Origin of the sequence: Enterococcus sp. DIV2449a (assembly GCF_051711225.1) — a bacterium.
Classification (GTDB): domain Bacteria; phylum Bacillota; class Bacilli; order Lactobacillales; family Enterococcaceae; genus Enterococcus_D; species Enterococcus_D casseliflavus.
This window is the reverse complement of record NZ_JBIOME010000001.1, coordinates 762,178-781,017: the sequence shown is the minus strand read 5'-3', so window position 1 is coordinate 781,017 and position 18,840 is coordinate 762,178. Positions and strand designations below refer to the sequence as shown.

Genomic DNA, 18,840 nt, shown 5'->3' with positions numbered 1-18,840 from the left:
CTAATTTCTTTTATTCTCCGCCGCCAGTGGCTACTTTTGGTTTTTTGTTAGCATCTAAGAAAGTGATATTCTTTAATGCAGTGATTGCAGCATCCGTTGGGGCTTCTGGCAAACGGTCAGCTAGCACATAGCCGCCTACAAGAATCGCTACTGGTTGCGAGCCTGTATCATCATCCACAGTTACTGAATTAAATACAATACCTAAAGCTGTACTATCGTTAGCTGGATAGATTTCACCAGCTTCGAAAGATTTATCAGCTTGATAGGTAAAGTTTTGGAACGTTGCGCTAGCTAAGAAGTTTAACTGCTCAGCTGTTTTGATTGGTTTTACATACATTTGTATTTCCTCCTATTTTTTTATTTCCAAAAGTTGTCATTGTCTGCTTTTGTACGACTGTTTGCATTTTTGGCATATTGACTACCGATTGATTCTGCATCTGAACCGCCACCGTTACCTGCTGGGTTATCAGCTGATCCAGCAAGACGAATGTTCACAGCTTGTTCAACTGCTTCACGAAATGCTTTAGATACATTGCCATAAGCTTCATCCAAATTCTTTTCATCACCACCGAACAGAGGTGCCAAAACAGTTGAGAGCGAATCAGGCAGTTTATCAGTAGCAAGGCGTTTGATTGTACCCGCTTCGTCTTTATCTCGCTTCAGAGCCACACGATCGGCTTCTAACTGTTCACGTTCTTGTTGCAACTCGTATTGCGCTTTTTCTTCGGCAGACATTTGACCTTTTTTCTCAGCATCTTTGATCTTTTTATCTGCTTCTTCTTTCCATTTAGCCTGCGCAGTTTCAATGGCTTTAGAAATACGTTTGTCCACTACAGAATCGAATTCAGATTGACTGGTAAAGGAAATTGGTTTGCTTTCTCCATCGCCTTCACCGCTACCTTGACCACCGTCTGCACCATCACCATCGCCACCATCAGCAAAGAATTGCAGTTGCATCTTCATCAACCGATTGCTACATGACTGTCCTACAAATTGGTTCATTAACAATTTATTTTCTTTCATAGCTTTCTCCTTTACCCATGCACACTCAAAACAGGCATAACAAAAAGCACCCCATCCACGCTTTCGCCCAGACACAGTGCTTTACCTTTGGTATTCTATTTTGAATCCACACACGTTAATAGATTAATGCTCACTTAATTTATAAAGCCCCAAGTAGCTAATGGGCTATTTTTGTTGTTGACTGATTAAAGCTTCTTAATTTATACATATCGTATACCGCTTCAACAACATCCTCAATTGTTGAAGAACTCGGTAAATATATATACCAACTTTTTGAACAATTGAAGTAAAGTTTCCCGGAACCCCCACAAACACAAGGTGTCGAAAATCCATTTGCCATTAAAAATTTTTCCGCTGTCATTTTAAATCACTCCTGTATATTTGATTACGCATTATTCATCCGTCAACTATAATATAGCAGACGATAAGCGAAATTTAACAATATACAAAAGAAATTTACAACTACCTTTTTTAGGAACAAAAACTAGTTATTTTACTCGCTGATAAGCTTTTTTAAGCTTGGTGAAGCCTTTTTTATTACCATATTTAATATCTTGGTAGTCATTCAGATTTATCGGTGAATCTTTCTTACCCAAAACATCTTTCAACGACCTGTATTCAGCGTTGTCACGTTTGGCATTGACTACTTTTCTCTTTTGGATAGCAATTTCTTCATCCGAATACTTTTCTTTCAGCTTATCCATCCATTCGTTATAGGTAGTGTCACCTCTAATTGGAATGACTTTACCACTGATAGGATCCAAAGCATTCCTGGGCAGCTTCAGTGTTCGTTTACTGTACATAATAGCTATTGTCCTGCACCAAGGATGGAAAGGCGGATACGTACCACTAGCACCATTTACTTTAGCTTCAGAAACTCGATATATTTTATGATCTTTTCCCTTACAGATATCAGATGTTCGCAAGTCCAACACTGCAACCAGCATGTATTCTTTTACACCGTTATCTTGCCACGCTTTAAGTTTCGCTTGATTAGCCATATAATTAGCTTCCGTCCGAATCAAGCGCCTAGCAACACCAATAGAGCGGTCAAACTCATTAGCTATTGCCTTAGCCATTTCAAACTCCGACATGCCAGACATGGACTCAACAGTGAACAGTTCTTCTAACCTTGCTGCTAAAGCTTCAGTATCGCCCCATATCCGTTTAGAATAATTCGATCCATGCCAGTGGCTATCAAGGATGTTCCTTATATACCTGGTCGATAGTTCCTTAAACTGATAATCCTTCTTGTTCCATACCTCAATGACTACGCCATTCTTGGCATTCTCTTGTGCTTTTCGGATGACTGATTCAGCCGTTGCCTCACGATACGATTCGTGAATAGCATCTACATAGAACTCTGTCTGTTTTTCTAACTGAACATCTGCAACTTGCTTAGAAACTAAAAAAGACTTGGCTTTCAAGTCCTCTGCACGAGTGATACGCTCTTTATATGCTAATGCTTGCAATCTGTTTTTTGCTGCAGCTTGTAATTCAGGATCTCTAATCTGTTTGGATAGCTTTCTTAATTCTGCTAACTCTTCAACTGAAGTTGTTTGATTTAGTATCCTTTTAGCTTCATCCTCAGATAGTCCAGACCGTTGTTGAGAGCGTGCAAATAACTTCCTAATCTTTTGCGTTAAGTATGTTTGTGCTTGCCTGTAAGCCTTCGCTACAGCTTCCTCAACTTTGATTGCTCCATCGTTTATCTTTTGCTCTGCGTCGATGTTACGTCGTTCCCAGTAGGATAGCTTGCGTTTCTTTTGAGCCATTTAATCAGCTCCTTATTTCACCCCACCAGTTAAAATGCTGATAGAAAATTTTAAAGCTTGCTCTTCGTTAAATCCCTCTTCTAAACATTTATCGAACAAATATTTCCCTTGCTTGGCAATATAATCAAAACTTTTTTGCATCTCAAAGAAAGTAGCTTCAAGTGTTTGATTGTTCTCGTTCATCTTCATTAGCTCTTTTAATTGTTGTTCATTCATCTTTTATCATCCTCCCCTAAGATTTCATACGTTTCTTCAAAGATATCCGGCTTGCATGGATAGAGCTCACCATGAACGCCTTTGATGATGTAATCACCGTCAGAAATTTTCATAGTTCCTTCTAAAGTCTTGATAGCAGGATAATAACTGGGCATATCATCTCGGTTAACACAAGAACCATCAACAAAATAATCAATCCAAGCGTCGCCCACGAACTCTTTACATTTTCTGTAAGACCGAGCAGAACACATTTTTAGCCGCATCACATCAACTACTACTGATTTCTTCCTAGCTTTCATCCTCTTCGTCCTCCTCCGGTTGATCATCCAAATCCGAATGACTATCTTCTGCTTGCACACCTAATGCTTTAGCTTGCAATTTCATGTTCTCCTCTTTTTGCTGATTCAACATTTCAACAACTTCTTGAGGATTATCGATATCATCCAACCATCCCAAGCTAATCAACAATGGAATAAACTCTTGCGATTCCTTGATCTGGTTAATGATATCTGATCGGTTAATTGGCAAGTTAGGTTTGAACTTGATCGTTGTTCCTTCGACATCGACGTTATGGCCTTTTACATTTAAAATGTTTTGCAACAATTCCAAACGCTGCATGATACCGTCTTCCAAGTATCCAATCTTAATCGACAACACAAGTAACAATCCAAATAGTTTATATTTCATTGCTTCACCAGATTGAGTGCCAGCAAAGTTTTCATCATTCAGATTAGGCACATAAGTAGTCTTATGAAAATCGTCTAGCAATGAATCTGCTAGTGTTTGTACTTGAGTTTCATCAAACGTGTTAGTAGCATACTGGAAATCTCCGCCATCTGATTTGGCTGGCGCTTCGATAGCCATAGTACCGTTTATCTCGTCTGGTTTCTCATCAGGAAGACCAAATCCAAACATGATCATAATCGCTTTGACAAAGTTCTTCTTGTCTTTGATACGATCAGTTTGTAAGACGTTGTATCCATCAATCTGCGACAGTTGCTGTTCGTAGTCGCCTTGCTTTTCTTCATTGTTTCTAAACTCAACTACAGGTACGTCCTTGTAGTAATGAGGTTTAACTTTAGGATTCGGTGATTTATTAATTAAGCTTGTAGGATCTAATCGCTTCGTTTTAGATAGATAAGTGATCACCCACTTTTGAGTGTAAACTGTTATCTCCCAGAATGTTCTTCTTTTCAAGTCACGCTTCTTGACCATACGAACAGCAAATAATTTTGTTCGATCAATAGTATCATCAACAACTAGAAACATCCCTCTAGGGTCAATCCATGCAATCTTAGGTATAGTTTCAGGAACATCATTTCCTTCGGTACCGGGCTTAATAGCAAGGTAATGTAACTCAAGCCCCATGCCCATTGTTGATAAACCTTTTTCTAATTCCTTATCGTGCTTCTTAATTTTCATCTTTTCTAATGCATCGGTTACAGGTGTAATATCTTTATCTTTTGCTGGTGCATAAGATACAGGAGCACCGACAGTGAATCCTACCATCATATCCGTTACATATTTTGCGTTATTGACAAAGATTTCGTCCATATCGTGTGGCGTTCGAATCTTTGTTTGTCCGATTTTGTGCGGTTTACCTTCATAGTAATCAAACAACATATCCAGCCGTGGTATTTCTTTCTTATGCTCATCCATGCAAAAATTAATTACTTCCATACTAGGGTTATTAATATCACCAACTAATTCACGATCAATAGCAATTGCCATTCTTTCACCTTCTTTATTCCATCCATGTAGGACGATTAGTAATTTTAACTTTGTTGCTCTTGAAGATAATCGTGTAAACGAAATATCTTACAGCATCCATTGCGTGGTCATTTTGCTTTATTGGCTTATCCTCCCCACGATCCATTGCTTTAGAATCCCATATATAGGAACTAAATTCCTTAAGGGTATTCACACAAGAGGAATTAAACGCTATTTTTTCTTCGTTAAGGAGAGTACCAACAAAACGAATGCCATCTAGCACATCATTTTTTGCTTTTCTGATTTTGAAGTTTCGCTTCTTTAATTCGGCAATAAAAGAAGCAGCAGACGGATCTACAATCACTTCTTTGATTCGTATACCTTCTGTAAACTTCTGTAGTTCATCAGCAAATTCACGGTCTGTTTTTTGTTTCTTGCTATCACGTCCAGAATAATAGAACTCCTTCACGCAATACCAAATGCCATCTTTACCTTTTTGCCACAATAAAAATACGGTAGCGTTCTGCGTACCGTAGTCAATGCTTATATAATTATCGCCAAAAATAAAATCAATTAGTTTATTGTAGACATGCTTTGACTGATCAAACATATCGTAAATAACGCCTTCAGCAACTGTCCACAAACCAAGAATATATCGTTTGTAGAAGACTCCTGAATACATGCTGCGATATCTCTTCTTGATTGATTCATCTAAACTAAGGTTGTCATCCATCGTAAAGTGAAGATACACCAGATTTTTTTCTTTAATCTTGTCAATCCAATTCAGTTTGAACCAATGATACGGGCCATCTGGGTTGCAGTTAAACCAAAACTTGGAACCTTTCTCGGAACAACGCCCAGTCGCTTGGTTTACAAATGATTCTGGCATAAGTGCTACCTCATCAAAGAACATGCCAGCTAATGTAATACCTTGAATCAAGTCTTGAGATCGTTCATCTTTACCACCAAAAACATAAAAGTAATTTGTCTTGCCTTTTTTAGTGACTTCCAACATATTGTCAGCACGATGATCTTTGTATCGATATCCTCTTGATAGAAGCATGAGTTTTAACCAAAAAAGAACATTCCGCCGAAACGAGCCGATTGTCTTACCTGCCATACCAAGGTTCTTACTGTCAAATGTTGACATAGCCCACATGACATATGATAAACACATTGAAATAGTTTTGCCTGAACGAATAGCGCCATCGGCTATTATTCCATCTTTGTCTTTGACAGCAGACTTCTTGGTCCACCATGTAAGAATCATCTTCTGCTTTTTGCTGAAAGGTTTGAACTTAAAGACCGCCTGTTTTACTCTTCTGGCCATAGTTCTTCACCTTCAGCTTCCAATGCTGCCAAGAAACCATCGTCTTCCATATCAAACTCTTCGCTGCCATCCTTATTCTTAGCAATAGCTGCAGCAATCTGCACTTCTCGCAACCGATCACCACCAAGATATTTCATGAGTTCGGACATCGCTTTTTGCTTATCGTAAAGCTTGACTGATACACCATCTTTGCCGACTTTCACTTCTTTGATCAACTTGCCTTCAACTTCGGCACTTTCTTTAAAATCGACATAATTGATTTCCTTCATCAACTCTCTGCCGTCCTCATCCTTCACTGGTCCAAACATGCCCATAACAGGCACTTCTCGCTTGCCGAATTCAGTGAAATCGGTAATATCAGCAAAGGCTTGTTTTATATACTCTTGTATCAAATCCTTCACATCAAGAAATACATCTTGCTGCAACTCTGCTTTCAGACGCTTCAACTCATCTTTTATACCATGATTTACCATAAGCAAATATGCATTCGCATTGGCTGTTTTATAATCACATCCATAAGCTTTCTTATAAGCCTTAGTAGCGTTGAAACACTCTAGATAATAAAGGCAAAACAGTTTTTGTTGCTCTGTTAGATCATCATTATCTATTACTGGTTGCACCTCTTTTTTGTGTGCAACCTTTTCTCTCTTGGTTGCACCCTTTTTTTCAGGAGGTACATTCCACTTTCTGGACTTCCAAGATTTAACTGTATTGATAGATACATCATGTTTAACGGCTATGTCTTTGTACTTCATGCCGTTTTGATAATCTATGTATGCTAACTCCCATTTCTGCACATCAACGCCACCGCCTCCGTAATGTTTTAACCACAAAAAAACGGCCCATAAAAGGACCGCTTTCTTTTCATCTATACTTTAGTAGGAAGTATCAAAGATCGTGTGAGTAATCTAATTGACAACTCCCAAAGTCACCGGTAAGGATTTGCACCTTACATAGTACCTAAGTCCCTAACATCGGAATACCTTTCTGAAGCGTCTACCTATTCCGCCACAGCGACAATTAAGCATTGTAAAATTAATAATATACCTTATAATTAAATTTATCAGCGAACAGCCGCTGAAATAATCAAGGAGGAAAAAGTATATGTCCTATAGAATTACTCACGTAAAGTTGTCTGATAATTATGCAACATCTACAGACAAAATTACACATGTGAAACTAGAAGGCGGAACAGTAGAGACTGTTGAACAAGTAGTAAGATATTTAGATAGAAACATGGAATATTATTATACTACTTCTGGTTACTCTAGAGCTCTAGTAGAAGCAGTTCATCCAACACATGGCATGCCTTATATCAGAACTAAAGCTAATCGTACAACAAGTGACAATCTACTGAGTTTGCCAAAATTCTAGTGTCATTTAACCCCTGTTAATTTTTGACAGGGGTTTTTGTTTTGTACTTAAAAGTAACTTCAACTTCAGTTTGTTCTTCATCCAATTCCCGATTAGATTGACACCATTCGATATTTTCTAGTGTTCGATCTTCTAATAATTCATGTAGTTTTTCTTCATATGTGTTCATAGTGATACCTCCTATAAGATGATAATCTGCGTTACGAATACCTATCGTGCAACAATCAACAAAAAAAGACGGCTAGCGAATGAAGATAAGGAGTGTGTTCAACTCCATTCATTTTAAATTTTTGGATGCCGTCTTAATTAAATACAGGGCGCTGAAAGGGAATCACGAAAGTAGGTCTGCCAACGAATCATAAGGAGTGCGCCCTGATATTTACAATTTTTTGATATTACTATTGTATTACGCCAAATGTCAAAAATGTCCTATTTTATCCCTAATTTTTCCCTATTTTATCCCTAATTTTTTAGAGTGATCAATTCTCCCATCTTATATGCTTCAGCAAATGCGATCAAAGCCTGCGCTTTTAAGCGTTCAATATTCTTAATGCTGTAGTGAAATTCTTCCTTCTGGCCATAAGTGGTGATCCTGTATCCAGTTATGCTCGCTGCCAACTCGTTGATCGTACATGGGTTCTTTACACAGTATGATTTTTTCAGTATCTTCTGATAAATATCAGGCAATTGCTTAATAGCATGATCGATTTCAGCAATTTTCCTATTATAGTTTTGATGTTGTTTGGTTATCCCTCGAAACATCATAGCAGTTTTATGCTCTTGCCCATTACGGCTGCTTGGGCTTTTGGGCATGTCACTGTATTGTATGGCTTGAGTCAGATCATAGACACTGTCGTCAAAACTCACATGCCTCTTCATTGACATATAGTCTCCGAGAAGATCACGTGCTCGTTCACGAGTTTTATTCTCATCAATTTCTGGAAATAAGCTCATAGCCTCGACCCCTCCGATATGTTAGAATTTATTTGTGGTTTATAACTTAGTCGGAGAAATCCGGCTTTTTTATTTCTTTTTACCAGTTCCATTAACTTCTGCCTTTTGTTGCAATCTCCGCTTCTTCTTTTTTATTTTCTATTTTTTCTTTGGCAATGGCTTGCTTCTCCTTTTCATCTAATTCTTTCCCGAAAATCACACTTGCAAATACTGCCGCAAAAAGTGCCACGGCTACTAACACTGCAAAGTCCATCATTTATCCCCCGAGTCCATAAGTATTTTGCATACTATCACGAAATCGCTTAATCTGATCCTCGACAACCATATCTTTTACTTGAAATCTATCATTAAGAATAGGAGCTGCAGCATCTTGTAGATAACTCTGCCTAATTTTTATCTCTGTACCATCTTTTATATACCTTTTTACAGATCTCCCATTAATGATTGATTGAATATCTGCATCACTTAGCACTATTTCCATTGCCATTCTTTCATCCTCCTGCCTCCATAGCATCCTTAACTAACGGATCATTGATAATAATCTTGTACTTCATTTGCTCATGCTGCAGCTGTTCTTGTAACTGCTCAATTTGTTCCTGTTGGTCAACTATTGTATAGGATAACCAACTTAGTCCTGCGATCGTTAACAGTATTATGATGATTGAGTGGCTAGTTTTCATTAGCTGGCTCCAATAGTTCTGGGTTCTCGTAGATGTTGCCTCTAATGATGATGTATTCAGCATGGATCAGCCATCTAGCTTCATCTGTAGAATAATCAAACGGACTTTTCAAAATAATTCTGTGTGAATTAAAGTTTCCAGTTTTTTCGGACCATCCAACATCTGCAATGTCCCCTTCCCATCCTTCTAAATTTTTTCCATCTTCTGTTTCGCAGTTAAGTAAGCCTGTGGATTGCCCAAGCGTTTCAGGCACTATTTCAATTAAATATTCATGTAATCTTTCTGGCGGATAGGCTACTTTGTCTGTCAAAAGAATAGGAATCATGTGGACCACGTTACAAAAGCTGTTTGGAATCGGAACTCCTACAACCCACTCTCCATTGTCTTTTCTTTTACCTCTAAATTTTGGTACCATCTTATCCCTCCTGTTTATCAAACGTCTCAGAAATGAAGTCATCAAATTCTTTTAAATGCATAACTTTCTTGAAACAATTTATGTTATCGCACTGTTCCAGCCCTTGGCTTTCAAGACTTTTCCGCCAAAAATCAGCGGTGTCTTTGTGAGACGTACTGATGAGTACGTAAATGGTTATCACTAGCCCTGAATACTCGTATAAGCGGCAACATCCCAATGTTATGCGTAAGTTTCCTCCTAATATGGCCTTGTTATATGCATCAAAATTATTTCTTGTGACTTCTACGTACTCAATTTTTTTCTTGAATAATCCTAACATCTGATCCCTCCTGTTTTTCATAGAAAGCATCTAAAGGTTTAAGGTAAGTAGATAACTCACTAACTTTTCTTTCAATGTCTTCTGCTTGTCCTTTTAACCATTTTTCCAAATCAACATCATCTCTAAAATTTTTCCTGTTTTGCCATGCCATTTCCATCTGTACTGCGCTTTCTGCAATACTGTTAGCATAATCAGTAATGTAGTTGAATCTCATTTGACTATAACCAAAGGCCCTTTCCACGCTTATCCCTCCTGTTTGCTATCGCTGACGATTGCGGAATTAATCGATAAACCTTATCAAGTCATGCTCATATAGCGCTATTGTTCCATCGTTCATTTCTACTACTGCGTATAGGTTGGATCTTTCTCCATACTCGTTAGCAGCATATTCGGATATCCACTGATGAAATTTGCCTTTTATTTCTGTGTCTGTGTATTCGCAACTAACGCAATACCGTACACTCGTTATTTCACTAAAAGCATGCTCTTCTTTCTTCTCTCGAATTACTACTGGTCTAAGAATCATCATTCTTCCTCCTGTTCCAAAGCCCATTGGCTGAACGCTTGGAAAACACCTGATTGCTGCGAATTAGACAGGTCGTTTAGCGCATCGATTACATCAAGGTTCATAAACCGATTTTCTGATTCATCAAACAAAACTGAAAGTGTACCAAAGATTGATAATTCCAGATTCTTAGTCTGCTCTTCCTTCAACCACTCCAACACAATCTGCTGATTCTCGTTGAGTTGCGGTTGATTAATTTCTTGATACGTATCAATAGTTTCGAGCAAAAAGTCATATTGTCTTGCTAAACTTCCTACAACTGCTGGCGTTCCACCTAGCTCTACGCCATAACAAAGTTGTTGTTGCTCCTCTACATATTCTCTGAAATCGCTAATTTCACTCACATTCATTCCTCGCTTTCTGCTATTTCGTCGGATAGCTGACTAAACTACCTGAGCAAGTCCATCAAACGACCCATCTCCGTTTTCCCAAACCTCAATTTGAAAAACAGCACCATTTTCTAATTTCTGCTTCAATCTGTAATATCCATCAACAAGATCTTCAACTTCCTCAATATCTTCTGTCGCATAAATTTTTTCATGGTCAAGATTATTTTGTTTTAGGTAATCTACATAGTGTGATCCCCAAGATTCATCTAAAAATTTCGTATAGGCATGAGATAGAGAATTAGCTCGGAACTCTTTATTCTCGTATTTAAACATTTCTTATTCCTCTTTTCTTAGTTGTGTATTTCTGTCGTTACTAAATTTCATATATATACAAACATTCAAATTAATTATTTATTTTGTTTGTTTATTATGGTATTTTGTTTTAAAGGAGTGATTCTATGGCGAACAATATTGAATTTGAAGTTGAAAAAGTTTATAAAAGCAGAACCAACGAAATCTTTGTTATTACTGATCCCGAGACACAGGTACAATATATTCAAACAATTGTTATCGGTTCTGACGGAAAAAGCGTCGCAATTACACCAAGACTAGAGCCAGATGGAAGTATTCATTATAAGGATTAATTAGATCAACTTTTGTTGGTCTTTTTTTCTTTCCAAGTTGGTAATTTCTTCCGCTTACTAACTAACTGCCACTAACGTATTTCCTTAAACTATGCAGCCCTTTGCCACGCTTTTTCGTCTTGCGATCAATCCATGTACCAGTTGTTCCCCAATAATCAACCATGCCTTTCGGCGTATTGATCGCAAATTGATGGTTGTTTGGATAATGCTTAAATTCAAAACCCAAGGCCTTAATATTTTTTGTCGCTGAATCTCCCATGCGCTTAACATGCTGCGTTCTGCGCTGTTTCAGGTAAGGCTTCACATCATTCCAGTATTCAGCCATTTCTCCCATGAAGTACCTCCATTTTTAGTTATGCACATATCCACAAAGTTATACACAATATATTGTAGGAACGTATTTTCGCCCACTATATATTGTCTATTTCGTTCTTTTATAGCCTAATTCAATCAAAAACTCTTCCCTTTGGTTCAAAGCGTTACGATAAATCGCCTGTACCCCAATTTGATCCGCATAGGCTTTTCCTTCTTGACTCGTAATGAAACGATAGGTCCTTGCTGTTTCATCCACTAAAATCGCATGGAATTCGTTGTAATAAATTCTTTTCAAAATATTCACCTCAACTTACAAACTTTTGATGGGAGATCTTCACTTCATCATCATTAATCATCGAGTAAGCCATCGTAGTCTCAATATTTTCATGACCGAGGAACCTAGAAACGAGTTCTATAGGCATCCCGTGTCTTCTCGCAAGTGTTGCGGCTGTCCTTCTGAATCTGTGTGGGTGGACATTCAAAACACCTGCACGCTCCCCTAGACGCTTGACCAACTTTTGGATTCCGGCAGTAGTCATTTCTTTCCCTTTCGTCTGTCCATAAAATAATGGACCAGCGATGTGAGGAACCTCTTTTAAGTAATAATTCAACGCCAGCTTTGCCTTGGCATTAAAGTATAAAGTTCTTTGCTTGTTGCCTTTTCCAATCACTTCAATCGAATCATTTTCTTGGTCATAGTCACTAAAATTTAGAGAAACCAATTCAGAGACTCGACATCCAGTACTCAATAGAAGTTCGATGATTAGCGTTTCTTTCGCATTAGATGCAGCACTTCGCAGCTTTTCAACTTCATGCTCGCTGAATTCTTGTTTGCGCCTTTTGGGTACTTTTATCTTTTCCACCCTTGCGCCAGGATCTCGATCGATAAACTCTTCGATATAAAGCCAGTGAAAGAACCTAACGATGCAGCCACGTTCACGAGCAAGCGTACCTTTAGATATTCGATCCTGAATTTCCCTGTTAGCAATAAACAATCGGATGTCATTTGCGGTGATATCCTTAAACGGCTTTCTAAGCTTACTCATGAAGAAATTGATCGTCTGCATATAAAGTTTCAATGTTCCGTCTGAAAGCCCCTGAATCTTCTTTGACACCATAAATTGATGGTATGCAGCCGCATCGGATCTCTCATCATAGATCACTACATCAGTTGAAGTTTTAACTAAGTCGAAGGAATCCAGATGCATCAATAGGATCATATTTACTTTCCTAAGTTGTTCTGGATCCAAATCATTTTCTAAATCTCCAACAATTTTATTAATCAGCGACTCCTTGTTGGTCATCGTTCACTCCTAACCGAAACTCTTTCGAATTTCATATTCGTGGTCAATCAGCTCTTTCAAGGTGTCTTTGGGATATAACTTCTTGCCCGACCGCTTTTGATGCTGCACACACAACCACTGAAACTTTTCTATGGTTGCATCATCCATGGCATATCTGGGTCTTTTTTTCTTTGTAGCCAATAGGTGGGACACCTCCTGTGAAATGGTGGGACACCTTGGGAGTTAATCCTTCCAGCGGTAAATTCGCCCTTGTTTATCTGGTTTTCCACTTTGGATTAAATTTTTAACAGTGACTTTGGACTTTTTGCATTTCTCACTCACGATTTTCTTATTTCCTGTAAAAATGACGTCCCCTTTATACAGGACCTCAACTAAACGTTTTTCAGGATTTACACCTTCATACAAATCTTCTCGAAGTTTTTTCCATTCCTTTTTGGCATCCGGGTCTTTTTCCAGATTTACTTTTTCCGCAAGGCTTACCATCCGCTGCAGTCGAATCTTTTTTTCACGACTTTTCTCTTTATCCATCTAACCGCCTCCCTTTTTGTTTAGATAAGCTTGGACCTTAGCATTTATTTCCGCTTGGCGTTCTGGGGCAATTTCAGGCTCCGGTTCAGGATTAACAAACCTTTCAGGCAATGGTTCTTCTCGAATAAAAGGTTTCTTCATTCGCTTTTGGTTACTTGTTTCTTTTTTTATCTCAAACTTGAGATTATCAAATTTTTCTCTCAGCTTTTTAGCGCTTCTGATATTGCCAAACCAAAACTCACTTGAAGGAAGCCAATTGATCACATACTCAATTTGTTTGATAGTACGATCATCCTTTTCTTCCATAAGGCGGATAACATCTGCCCATTTTTCTAAGTTGGCTTTTTTCATTTCTTTAGGAAAATCATTAAGCAAATTATTTTTAAGCTTCGAAGCAAGCGTGAAGTGTTCGGTAGAATACTTCACAGGAGAAGTTTCAACTTCTTTATTTGTATTATTATTTGTATTATTAAAAGATGTAGTACTATCTGGACAGATTTCCGACCTAGGGGTAGGCAAGTTTTCTTGCCTAAGGTCGGCAGGTTTCCCTACCGGGGTAGGTAAGTTTTCCTGCCTAGGGGTGCAAATACTAATCCATCTGATTTCTATTTCCTTGGTCCCCGGTCTGTACCTTACTCTTCTATTAATGTGACCATTATCTTCTAAAGATTTAAGCCATGATTTTATTGTTGTTTTGCTAACTCCGTATAATTGGGCGAAATAATCATTACTTGCCCAGCAATAGCCTCTTTCATTTGATAAAGCGGTTATCTCGCCATACAGAAGTTTCGCACTTGGTATCAACCTGTTGTCATATCTAACGCTTGCCGGTATGATCGCATAGTAACTTCTGTTAATTGCCACGTTATACCTCCTTTGTAGCCTTTTTAAATAAATCTTCTGTTTTGTATTCTTCATCAAATCGCATGATCTGGGCATTGTTCATAATTCCGATCTTGATCAATGCCTCTTGGTCTAAATAGACTGGTTTGATTTGATATTTTTGAATAAACTCTTCTTGACCCAAGTTATGAGCGATATTGTGGTACTTCCAACTCAAAGCAACAAATGGAAACTTTCGATGATCGACCTTGTTTCTGCGGCGATTCCCTACTGCCGTTACATGGTGGATCTGCGCGCCTGATTGACCAGTTACTGCGCATTTACGGTATTTGCAGCAAAAGTAGAAGAAACTGTCGTGTTCCAGAAGGTAGTTATAGCGCCTTGGCAACTGAACTCCTTCTGCAACAACGTATTCGATTAGAAAGTTAATCCATTGGTTCATCTCTGATTTTGTTGCTGTAGCATGACTGAACTCGCAATCGTAGGTATCCTGATAAATTTTTCGCATTTTCTCTTTCGCTTCATAGCGTGGAATATTTTCACTCCCAGCGATATCTTTGATCAATGAATGAGACAATGCATTTTGCTTCGCACTTCTGGGGTCATTATCTATAAACTGGATTTCTGCGAATCCCTCCTGCCCCCTGCGGATCGTTTCAAGGTGCTCAGGATTCACATTCTCGTCAACTTCCAGTAGAAATCTGTTCCCCTGTTGCTTCAAAATCTTGGCTAGCATCACTCGGTCACTTCAACAATTTCGATCCTTAATTGCACAATACTTTTATTTAGTAGTTTAAATTGCTCATCTGAGCCTTTGAGTTTCAGCGTGACTACTTTGCCGTTTGCTGATACTTCCTTTTCTTGAGCAGGCTCTTCTTGGATTTCGCCAGTTTCTGGATCAATCGGTACTGATGGAACTGGCTCTTTTTTCTCAACTTTTTCGATGATTGCTGCTGCTTTTGCAAGCTTTTCTTTCTGTTCAGCAACCACTTGATTGATCTGATCAAAGACTTCTTGCAACTCATGGCCTTGATCGATCCAACGAACCCAAGAGAATGGATCTAAGCCAACGGCCTGAGCATAGCTTTCAACTGCTTGTTTGTTCGCTGCTAATGTTTGTTTTTTTGACACGATTTCATTGATGGTATCTGTGATTTCTTTACTGATCGCTTTTGTTAATTCACCCTTAGCAGCAGTAAAGGCGCCTTTATTTGTCCATCGATCAGGAATTTCAATTTCACTTGGATTGACACCCAATGCATTGCACAGTTCCTCTATTTTTTCTTTCACTTTCTGCGATCGTGAATCCCGTTCTTTAGTTTCGAACTTTTCGAGGCTCTGAGAAATCCCTTCTTTGGCAGTTTCCATCTGATCAACAAATGATTTGATCTTGGCTTCAAATGCTTTTAACGGCTCAGAATAACCGTTTTTTACTTCTTTTCGTTTTACTTCCAACAATTTGATAATTTTATTTAGAGAAGATTGAGCATCTTTCGCCCCTTGAATGTCTCCTTCACTGAAAGTCAAACTATTGTAATGATTGGCGGTATTTTCAACCAGCGCTTCAAGCTCTGCTTCATTTTTGATTTCAATGGTACTAGGTGTATAGTCGATCTGAATCGTTGTGTCCGTTTTGATTAATTCATTCATCCTATATTTCCCCCCATGTAAAAGATTTAGTTTCTTGCTGTGGCTTAGGATCTGTTACAGGTTTATTATTCGATTTTATTTTCTGTTCGGCTTTTTTGACCATCACTTTCGTGTAACCGATGATTTGTTGGTAAAAATCTGGTGTCACCTGATCTAAACTGTCGTAATCATGTTTACCTAGAATGTTCGCTGCAATGATTTTAGGATCAGTGCCAGATATATTTGCAACTTCTTGAACGTATTGATTGAAGTAATTAGTGAATTCTGTCCGCATTTGACTCTCATTGTCGCCCTCATCATTTGGTAATGAATCCGAATCAACTCCATCGTCAATCAAGTACAACCCTTGTAATGCGTATTTACGAGCATATGAAGATGCCGATCCTGTCACTTGGCTATCATCCATTTTAGGTTTCGCATCAGCTTCTCGAGCGTATGCTTCCACCTGCAATGAATCTTTTCCATCAGTTAAGGTTGCGGTAGCTTTGATATAAAAGCGACCATCCATAAAAATGGGCATATCTGTCAAAGTTAACAAAAGACCATGGTTTAGATTATGTGGCTTTACTGCTTTCAAAATATCTTCTGCATTTCGGAAGTTGTATCCTCCGAAGTCGCTGTAATTACTTTTCGGGACCTTTAATTCCGCTTGGATTTTTATCAGTTTCTGATTAAAAGTCAGTTCTAATTCACTCATAACGGCACCGGCTTTCCTAGCTTTGATTTGCAGTACTCCAACAGGTCATCCTCATGGATGAATTGATCATCGACGGAATAGACTAGGTCACCTTGATATAGAGGATTACCACGCCAGTCAAATGCTATAGGGTCATTTTCATCTGGTGGCAATTGTCTTGCCCCTAGACTGTCAAATTGATCCATGATACACTCTCCTTAAATACATTTTGTTTGTGACTCGATGCTTGGCGGCTGAGTCACTTTTTTTGCTCTTAAAGTACTTCTTCAAAAACAAACTCATATTCACCGATCCTTACTTGAACTGATAATTTGGGATAAGTTAAACTTCCCTTTTTAATAACCCCGATAAACGAAACTGGTATATCATCAGCAGATTGACCAACCTGCAACTCCACTCTGTAGCCTGAATCACTGATTAATTCAATCGTTGGCAATTTAGATAAGTAATCCTTATAAACATTGATTGCCCATAAATCATTTCCGAACTTTACATTTGTTATGTTTAAAGCCATTTACAGCCCCCTCCATTTCTTCATTCGCTCAATATTCTGCCTTGACTGAATCAACGGCTTGTTATGCTTGTACCAGCGGTCAGCAATTACTTTACCGATACGTAGCGCTTCAGCTCTGGTCATACTACTTAACCCCCATGATCCAAATCAGAGTTAACAAAAGGACAATGTTTAACCCAATGCTCAAATATGAAATTGCTTGGAGTTGTCGTGCTTTGTAAAAGTTATTTCTATTTAGACTGGCTAACCATTTTTTCTTCATGCTGACTCCTCCTTGAAGTATCGATAGATCAAAGCAATCGCTTCTTCTTTTGTTGAGACGATATGCTGCATTTTCGATCCGTTTGTTTCTATTGAGATAGTGATTTCTGTTACCATGTGGTTCCTCCTTTGGTATAATTGTTTAAAAACTGGTGGTGCTCTTTTGAAGAAAATCGGAAAATATTTAGTGCTTACAATAATATTAGTTTGTTCAACAATTCCACTTTTGCTAATCCAACTATTGATTAAAGATTATTTTGTCCAAGATGCATTCCTATATGAACTGTTACAAGTTAACTGGTGGAATTTAGTCACAGTTTTATCATCATATAATTTAGGAGTTCTTTTAATGTTGTATATCGCTAAGATCACATCAATTATCATTTTCAAGAAGGACCCCATTGGTTTCGACCAATCAAGATTTACAGGAGTAGCACTGTCAGTCTCAACCATTTACGCCCTGATGTGGACTTTGAATACTGAACAATTTATGACTGTCACAGCTTTTATTTCATTCGTTGCTTTATTTTCTATCCTTTATAAGAGAGAGTAACCACCTTGTTATAGGTGGAAAAGAAAACAAAATAATAAGAAATACGATCAATCCAACAATGTTTACCACCCTAGCCCCTCCTTCCGTGTGGGGTTATTTTTAATCCAATAGATCCATTTGAGGATAGTAACCCTCTGCAGTTAATAAGTTGTAAATGAAGACACGACCTTTTTGCGTCCACTTTGTATTCATCACAACTTTTACGCCGCCATCAGCTTTTGGAATTTCGCTTGTGTGCGATTTTGTGTATCCTTGGTTCATGTGTTTGCGGTACAGTATCCATTGACCACTGACTTTATGCTGAACACCTAACTCATTAAGCAGTTTGTTGAGTGCGATTGCCGACATTCCATAATCAGCAGCGATTTGAGACGTTGCTACTGTATCAGTCGATGACAGGATCATATCTAGGTAACTGATTTTCGGCTCATATTCAGCTATTTGTTGTTCGAGCAGTTGATTCTTTTCTTCTAGGTCAGCTGCTAGTCGCAATGCCTGAGCGAAACTTTGAGGAACGTTTGTGTAGCTACCTGTTTTTCTGATTGTTGGAAGGACTTCACTCGTTACCCAACGTTTGAACTTTCTTGCATTTGGTAGCTTGGATTTAAGTATTAGGCTGTATAGCCCCGATTCATTTATTAGCATTAATGCTGTTCCATTAACGGTGAACGATTCGTTCTGCGTTTTATCTTCCTCATCTACATGATCTCTAATTGCTTTTGGCGTATTTGAATAACCCAAAATACTTGCAACGTCTTTACCAACAAAATACGGCTCATCATTCACTAAAAATGTTCGAACTTCGTTTTTTTCGAAATTGAAAATTTGCGGTGTGCTCATT

36 protein-coding genes are annotated in these 18,840 nt (G+C 38.3%); 3 read left to right on the top strand and 33 right to left on the bottom strand.

What is annotated here, in order from left to right:
- Positions 1-10: 10 nt before the first annotated feature.
- The 9 genes from IGI76_RS03805 to IGI76_RS03765 form a co-directional block, all read right to left on the bottom strand.
- The gene (locus IGI76_RS03805) at positions 11-337 is read right to left on the bottom strand and encodes a hypothetical protein (protein WP_438781094.1); all 327 of its coding nucleotides are present in this window, start codon (positions 335-337) and stop codon (positions 11-13) included.
- Positions 338-357: 20 nt separating this feature from the next.
- Positions 358-1,023: a DUF4355 domain-containing protein gene (locus IGI76_RS03800; RefSeq protein WP_438781093.1), complete on the bottom strand. Its 666-nt coding sequence runs from the start codon at positions 1,021-1,023 to the stop codon at positions 358-360.
- A 157-nt stretch (positions 1,024-1,180) separates the two neighbouring features.
- Positions 1,181-1,384: a hypothetical protein gene (locus IGI76_RS03795; protein ID WP_010749485.1), complete on the bottom strand. Its 204-nt coding sequence runs from the start codon at positions 1,382-1,384 to the stop codon at positions 1,181-1,183.
- A 127-nt stretch (positions 1,385-1,511) separates the two neighbouring features.
- Entirely contained in the window at positions 1,512-2,798 is a 1,287-nt protein-coding gene (locus tag IGI76_RS03790) for a minor capsid protein (RefSeq protein WP_438781090.1), read from the bottom strand.
- Positions 2,799-2,810: 12 nt separating this feature from the next.
- Positions 2,811-3,014, bottom strand: a complete 204-nt coding sequence (locus IGI76_RS03785; protein WP_428207158.1) for a hypothetical protein — start codon at positions 3,012-3,014, stop codon at positions 2,811-2,813.
- Entirely contained in the window at positions 3,011-3,313 is a 303-nt protein-coding gene (locus tag IGI76_RS03780) for a hypothetical protein (RefSeq protein ID WP_438781088.1), read from the bottom strand. Before IGI76_RS03780 ends, IGI76_RS03785 begins: the two co-directional genes overlap by 4 nt.
- Entirely contained in the window at positions 3,303-4,745 is a 1,443-nt protein-coding gene (locus IGI76_RS03775; RefSeq protein ID WP_438781086.1) for a phage portal protein, read from the bottom strand. Before IGI76_RS03775 ends, IGI76_RS03780 begins: the two co-directional genes overlap by 11 nt.
- Positions 4,746-4,758: 13 nt before the next feature.
- Positions 4,759-6,054, bottom strand: a complete 1,296-nt coding sequence (locus IGI76_RS03770) for a PBSX family phage terminase large subunit (RefSeq protein WP_438781084.1) — start codon at positions 6,052-6,054, stop codon at positions 4,759-4,761.
- Positions 6,039-6,887, bottom strand: a complete 849-nt coding sequence (locus IGI76_RS03765; RefSeq protein WP_438781082.1) for a terminase small subunit — start codon at positions 6,885-6,887, stop codon at positions 6,039-6,041. Before IGI76_RS03765 ends, IGI76_RS03770 begins: the two co-directional genes overlap by 16 nt.
- Before the next feature lie 271 nt (positions 6,888-7,158).
- Here IGI76_RS03765 and IGI76_RS03760 point away from each other — a divergent pair, with 271 nt between their 5' ends.
- A complete protein-coding gene (locus tag IGI76_RS03760; RefSeq protein ID WP_221693332.1) occupies positions 7,159-7,428 on the top strand; it encodes a DUF3892 domain-containing protein in 270 nt (89 codons plus the stop codon).
- A gap of 16 nt (positions 7,429-7,444) precedes the next feature.
- Here the strand turns inward: IGI76_RS03760 and IGI76_RS03755 are convergent, their stop codons facing one another.
- The 11 genes from IGI76_RS03755 to IGI76_RS03705 form a co-directional block, all read right to left on the bottom strand.
- The gene (locus IGI76_RS03755; RefSeq protein WP_428215244.1) at positions 7,445-7,597 is read right to left on the bottom strand and encodes a hypothetical protein; all 153 of its coding nucleotides are present in this window, start codon (positions 7,595-7,597) and stop codon (positions 7,445-7,447) included.
- A gap of 293 nt (positions 7,598-7,890) precedes the next feature.
- Positions 7,891-8,382 carry an ArpU family phage packaging/lysis transcriptional regulator gene (locus tag IGI76_RS03750; protein ID WP_413147695.1) on the bottom strand — a complete coding sequence of 164 codons (492 nt, stop codon included), beginning with the start codon at positions 8,380-8,382 and terminating at the stop codon, positions 7,891-7,893.
- 91 nt (positions 8,383-8,473) lie between these two features.
- A complete protein-coding gene (locus IGI76_RS03745) occupies positions 8,474-8,635 on the bottom strand; it encodes a hypothetical protein (RefSeq protein WP_413147694.1) in 162 nt (53 codons plus the stop codon).
- Positions 8,636-8,638: 3 nt separating this feature from the next.
- Positions 8,639-8,869, bottom strand: a complete 231-nt coding sequence (locus IGI76_RS03740) for a hypothetical protein (protein WP_413147693.1) — start codon at positions 8,867-8,869, stop codon at positions 8,639-8,641.
- 4 nt (positions 8,870-8,873) lie between these two features.
- Entirely contained in the window at positions 8,874-9,062 is a 189-nt protein-coding gene (locus IGI76_RS03735; protein WP_438781078.1) for a hypothetical protein, read from the bottom strand.
- Positions 9,052-9,477, bottom strand: coding sequence for a YopX family protein (locus IGI76_RS03730; protein WP_438781076.1), 426 nt, complete (start codon positions 9,475-9,477; stop codon positions 9,052-9,054). Before IGI76_RS03730 ends, IGI76_RS03735 begins: the two co-directional genes overlap by 11 nt.
- Position 9,478: 1 nt before the next feature.
- Positions 9,479-9,796, bottom strand: coding sequence for a hypothetical protein (locus tag IGI76_RS03725; RefSeq protein ID WP_438781075.1), 318 nt, complete (start codon positions 9,794-9,796; stop codon positions 9,479-9,481).
- Positions 9,768-10,037, bottom strand: a complete 270-nt coding sequence (locus tag IGI76_RS03720; protein ID WP_231472547.1) for a hypothetical protein — start codon at positions 10,035-10,037, stop codon at positions 9,768-9,770. The genes IGI76_RS03725 and IGI76_RS03720 overlap by 29 nt, the downstream gene beginning before the upstream one ends.
- Positions 10,038-10,076: 39 nt before the next feature.
- Complete coding sequence (locus IGI76_RS03715; protein ID WP_171918296.1) at positions 10,077-10,322, bottom strand: hypothetical protein; 246 nt, start codon at positions 10,320-10,322, stop codon at positions 10,077-10,079.
- Positions 10,322-10,705: a hypothetical protein gene (locus tag IGI76_RS03710; RefSeq protein WP_438791791.1), complete on the bottom strand. Its 384-nt coding sequence runs from the start codon at positions 10,703-10,705 to the stop codon at positions 10,322-10,324. The genes IGI76_RS03715 and IGI76_RS03710 overlap by 1 nt, the downstream gene beginning before the upstream one ends.
- Positions 10,706-10,744: 39 nt before the next feature.
- A complete protein-coding gene (locus IGI76_RS03705; protein ID WP_438781070.1) occupies positions 10,745-11,023 on the bottom strand; it encodes a hypothetical protein in 279 nt (92 codons plus the stop codon).
- 125 nt (positions 11,024-11,148) lie between these two features.
- Here IGI76_RS03705 and IGI76_RS03700 point away from each other — a divergent pair, with 125 nt between their 5' ends.
- Entirely contained in the window at positions 11,149-11,334 is a 186-nt protein-coding gene (locus tag IGI76_RS03700) for a DUF6440 family protein (protein WP_438781068.1), read from the top strand.
- A gap of 61 nt (positions 11,335-11,395) precedes the next feature.
- Here the strand turns inward: IGI76_RS03700 and IGI76_RS03695 are convergent, their stop codons facing one another.
- The 12 genes from IGI76_RS03695 to IGI76_RS03640 form a co-directional block, all read right to left on the bottom strand.
- The gene (locus IGI76_RS03695; protein WP_413147768.1) at positions 11,396-11,668 is read right to left on the bottom strand and encodes a hypothetical protein; all 273 of its coding nucleotides are present in this window, start codon (positions 11,666-11,668) and stop codon (positions 11,396-11,398) included.
- 87 nt (positions 11,669-11,755) lie between these two features.
- On the bottom strand, positions 11,756-11,944 hold the full coding sequence (locus tag IGI76_RS03690) for a hypothetical protein (protein ID WP_144772083.1): 189 nt from the start codon (positions 11,942-11,944) through the stop codon (positions 11,756-11,758).
- A gap of 10 nt (positions 11,945-11,954) precedes the next feature.
- Positions 11,955-12,953 (bottom strand): tyrosine-type recombinase/integrase, encoded by a 999-nt coding sequence (locus tag IGI76_RS03685; protein ID WP_438781066.1) that lies wholly within the window; start codon positions 12,951-12,953, stop codon positions 11,955-11,957.
- Positions 12,954-12,962: 9 nt separating this feature from the next.
- Positions 12,963-13,133, bottom strand: a complete 171-nt coding sequence (locus IGI76_RS03680) for a hypothetical protein (protein ID WP_167827182.1) — start codon at positions 13,131-13,133, stop codon at positions 12,963-12,965.
- A gap of 42 nt (positions 13,134-13,175) precedes the next feature.
- Positions 13,176-13,481 carry a hypothetical protein gene (locus IGI76_RS03675; protein ID WP_244733429.1) on the bottom strand — a complete coding sequence of 102 codons (306 nt, stop codon included), beginning with the start codon at positions 13,479-13,481 and terminating at the stop codon, positions 13,176-13,178.
- A complete protein-coding gene (locus tag IGI76_RS03670; RefSeq protein WP_413147771.1) occupies positions 13,482-14,345 on the bottom strand; it encodes a helix-turn-helix domain-containing protein in 864 nt (287 codons plus the stop codon). It abuts the gene before it with no gap.
- A 1-nt stretch (position 14,346) separates the two neighbouring features.
- A complete protein-coding gene (locus IGI76_RS03665) occupies positions 14,347-15,060 on the bottom strand; it encodes a putative HNHc nuclease (RefSeq protein WP_244733426.1) in 714 nt (237 codons plus the stop codon).
- On the bottom strand, positions 15,060-15,974 hold the full coding sequence (locus tag IGI76_RS03660) for a DUF1351 domain-containing protein (RefSeq protein ID WP_428215250.1): 915 nt from the start codon (positions 15,972-15,974) through the stop codon (positions 15,060-15,062). The genes IGI76_RS03665 and IGI76_RS03660 overlap by 1 nt, the downstream gene beginning before the upstream one ends.
- A 1-nt stretch (position 15,975) precedes the next feature.
- On the bottom strand, positions 15,976-16,671 hold the full coding sequence (locus IGI76_RS03655) for an ERF family protein (protein ID WP_438781062.1): 696 nt from the start codon (positions 16,669-16,671) through the stop codon (positions 15,976-15,978).
- Positions 16,668-16,856, bottom strand: a complete 189-nt coding sequence (locus IGI76_RS03650) for a hypothetical protein (protein WP_413147774.1) — start codon at positions 16,854-16,856, stop codon at positions 16,668-16,670. The genes IGI76_RS03655 and IGI76_RS03650 overlap by 4 nt, the downstream gene beginning before the upstream one ends.
- 68 nt (positions 16,857-16,924) lie before the next feature.
- Positions 16,925-17,185 carry a hypothetical protein gene (locus tag IGI76_RS03645; RefSeq protein ID WP_154694339.1) on the bottom strand — a complete coding sequence of 87 codons (261 nt, stop codon included), beginning with the start codon at positions 17,183-17,185 and terminating at the stop codon, positions 16,925-16,927.
- A gap of 124 nt (positions 17,186-17,309) precedes the next feature.
- Positions 17,310-17,447, bottom strand: coding sequence for a hypothetical protein (locus tag IGI76_RS03640; RefSeq protein WP_413147775.1), 138 nt, complete (start codon positions 17,445-17,447; stop codon positions 17,310-17,312).
- A gap of 162 nt (positions 17,448-17,609) precedes the next feature.
- On the opposite strand from IGI76_RS03640, the gene IGI76_RS03635 reads away from it, so the two are divergent.
- On the top strand, positions 17,610-17,999 hold the full coding sequence (locus IGI76_RS03635) for a hypothetical protein (RefSeq protein WP_413147776.1): 390 nt from the start codon (positions 17,610-17,612) through the stop codon (positions 17,997-17,999).
- A gap of 99 nt (positions 18,000-18,098) precedes the next feature.
- On the opposite strand, the gene IGI76_RS03630 is transcribed toward IGI76_RS03635, so the two are convergent.
- Positions 18,099-18,839: a phage antirepressor KilAC domain-containing protein gene (locus tag IGI76_RS03630; RefSeq protein WP_413147777.1), complete on the bottom strand. Its 741-nt coding sequence runs from the start codon at positions 18,837-18,839 to the stop codon at positions 18,099-18,101.
- Between the last annotated feature and the right edge of the window lies 1 nt (position 18,840).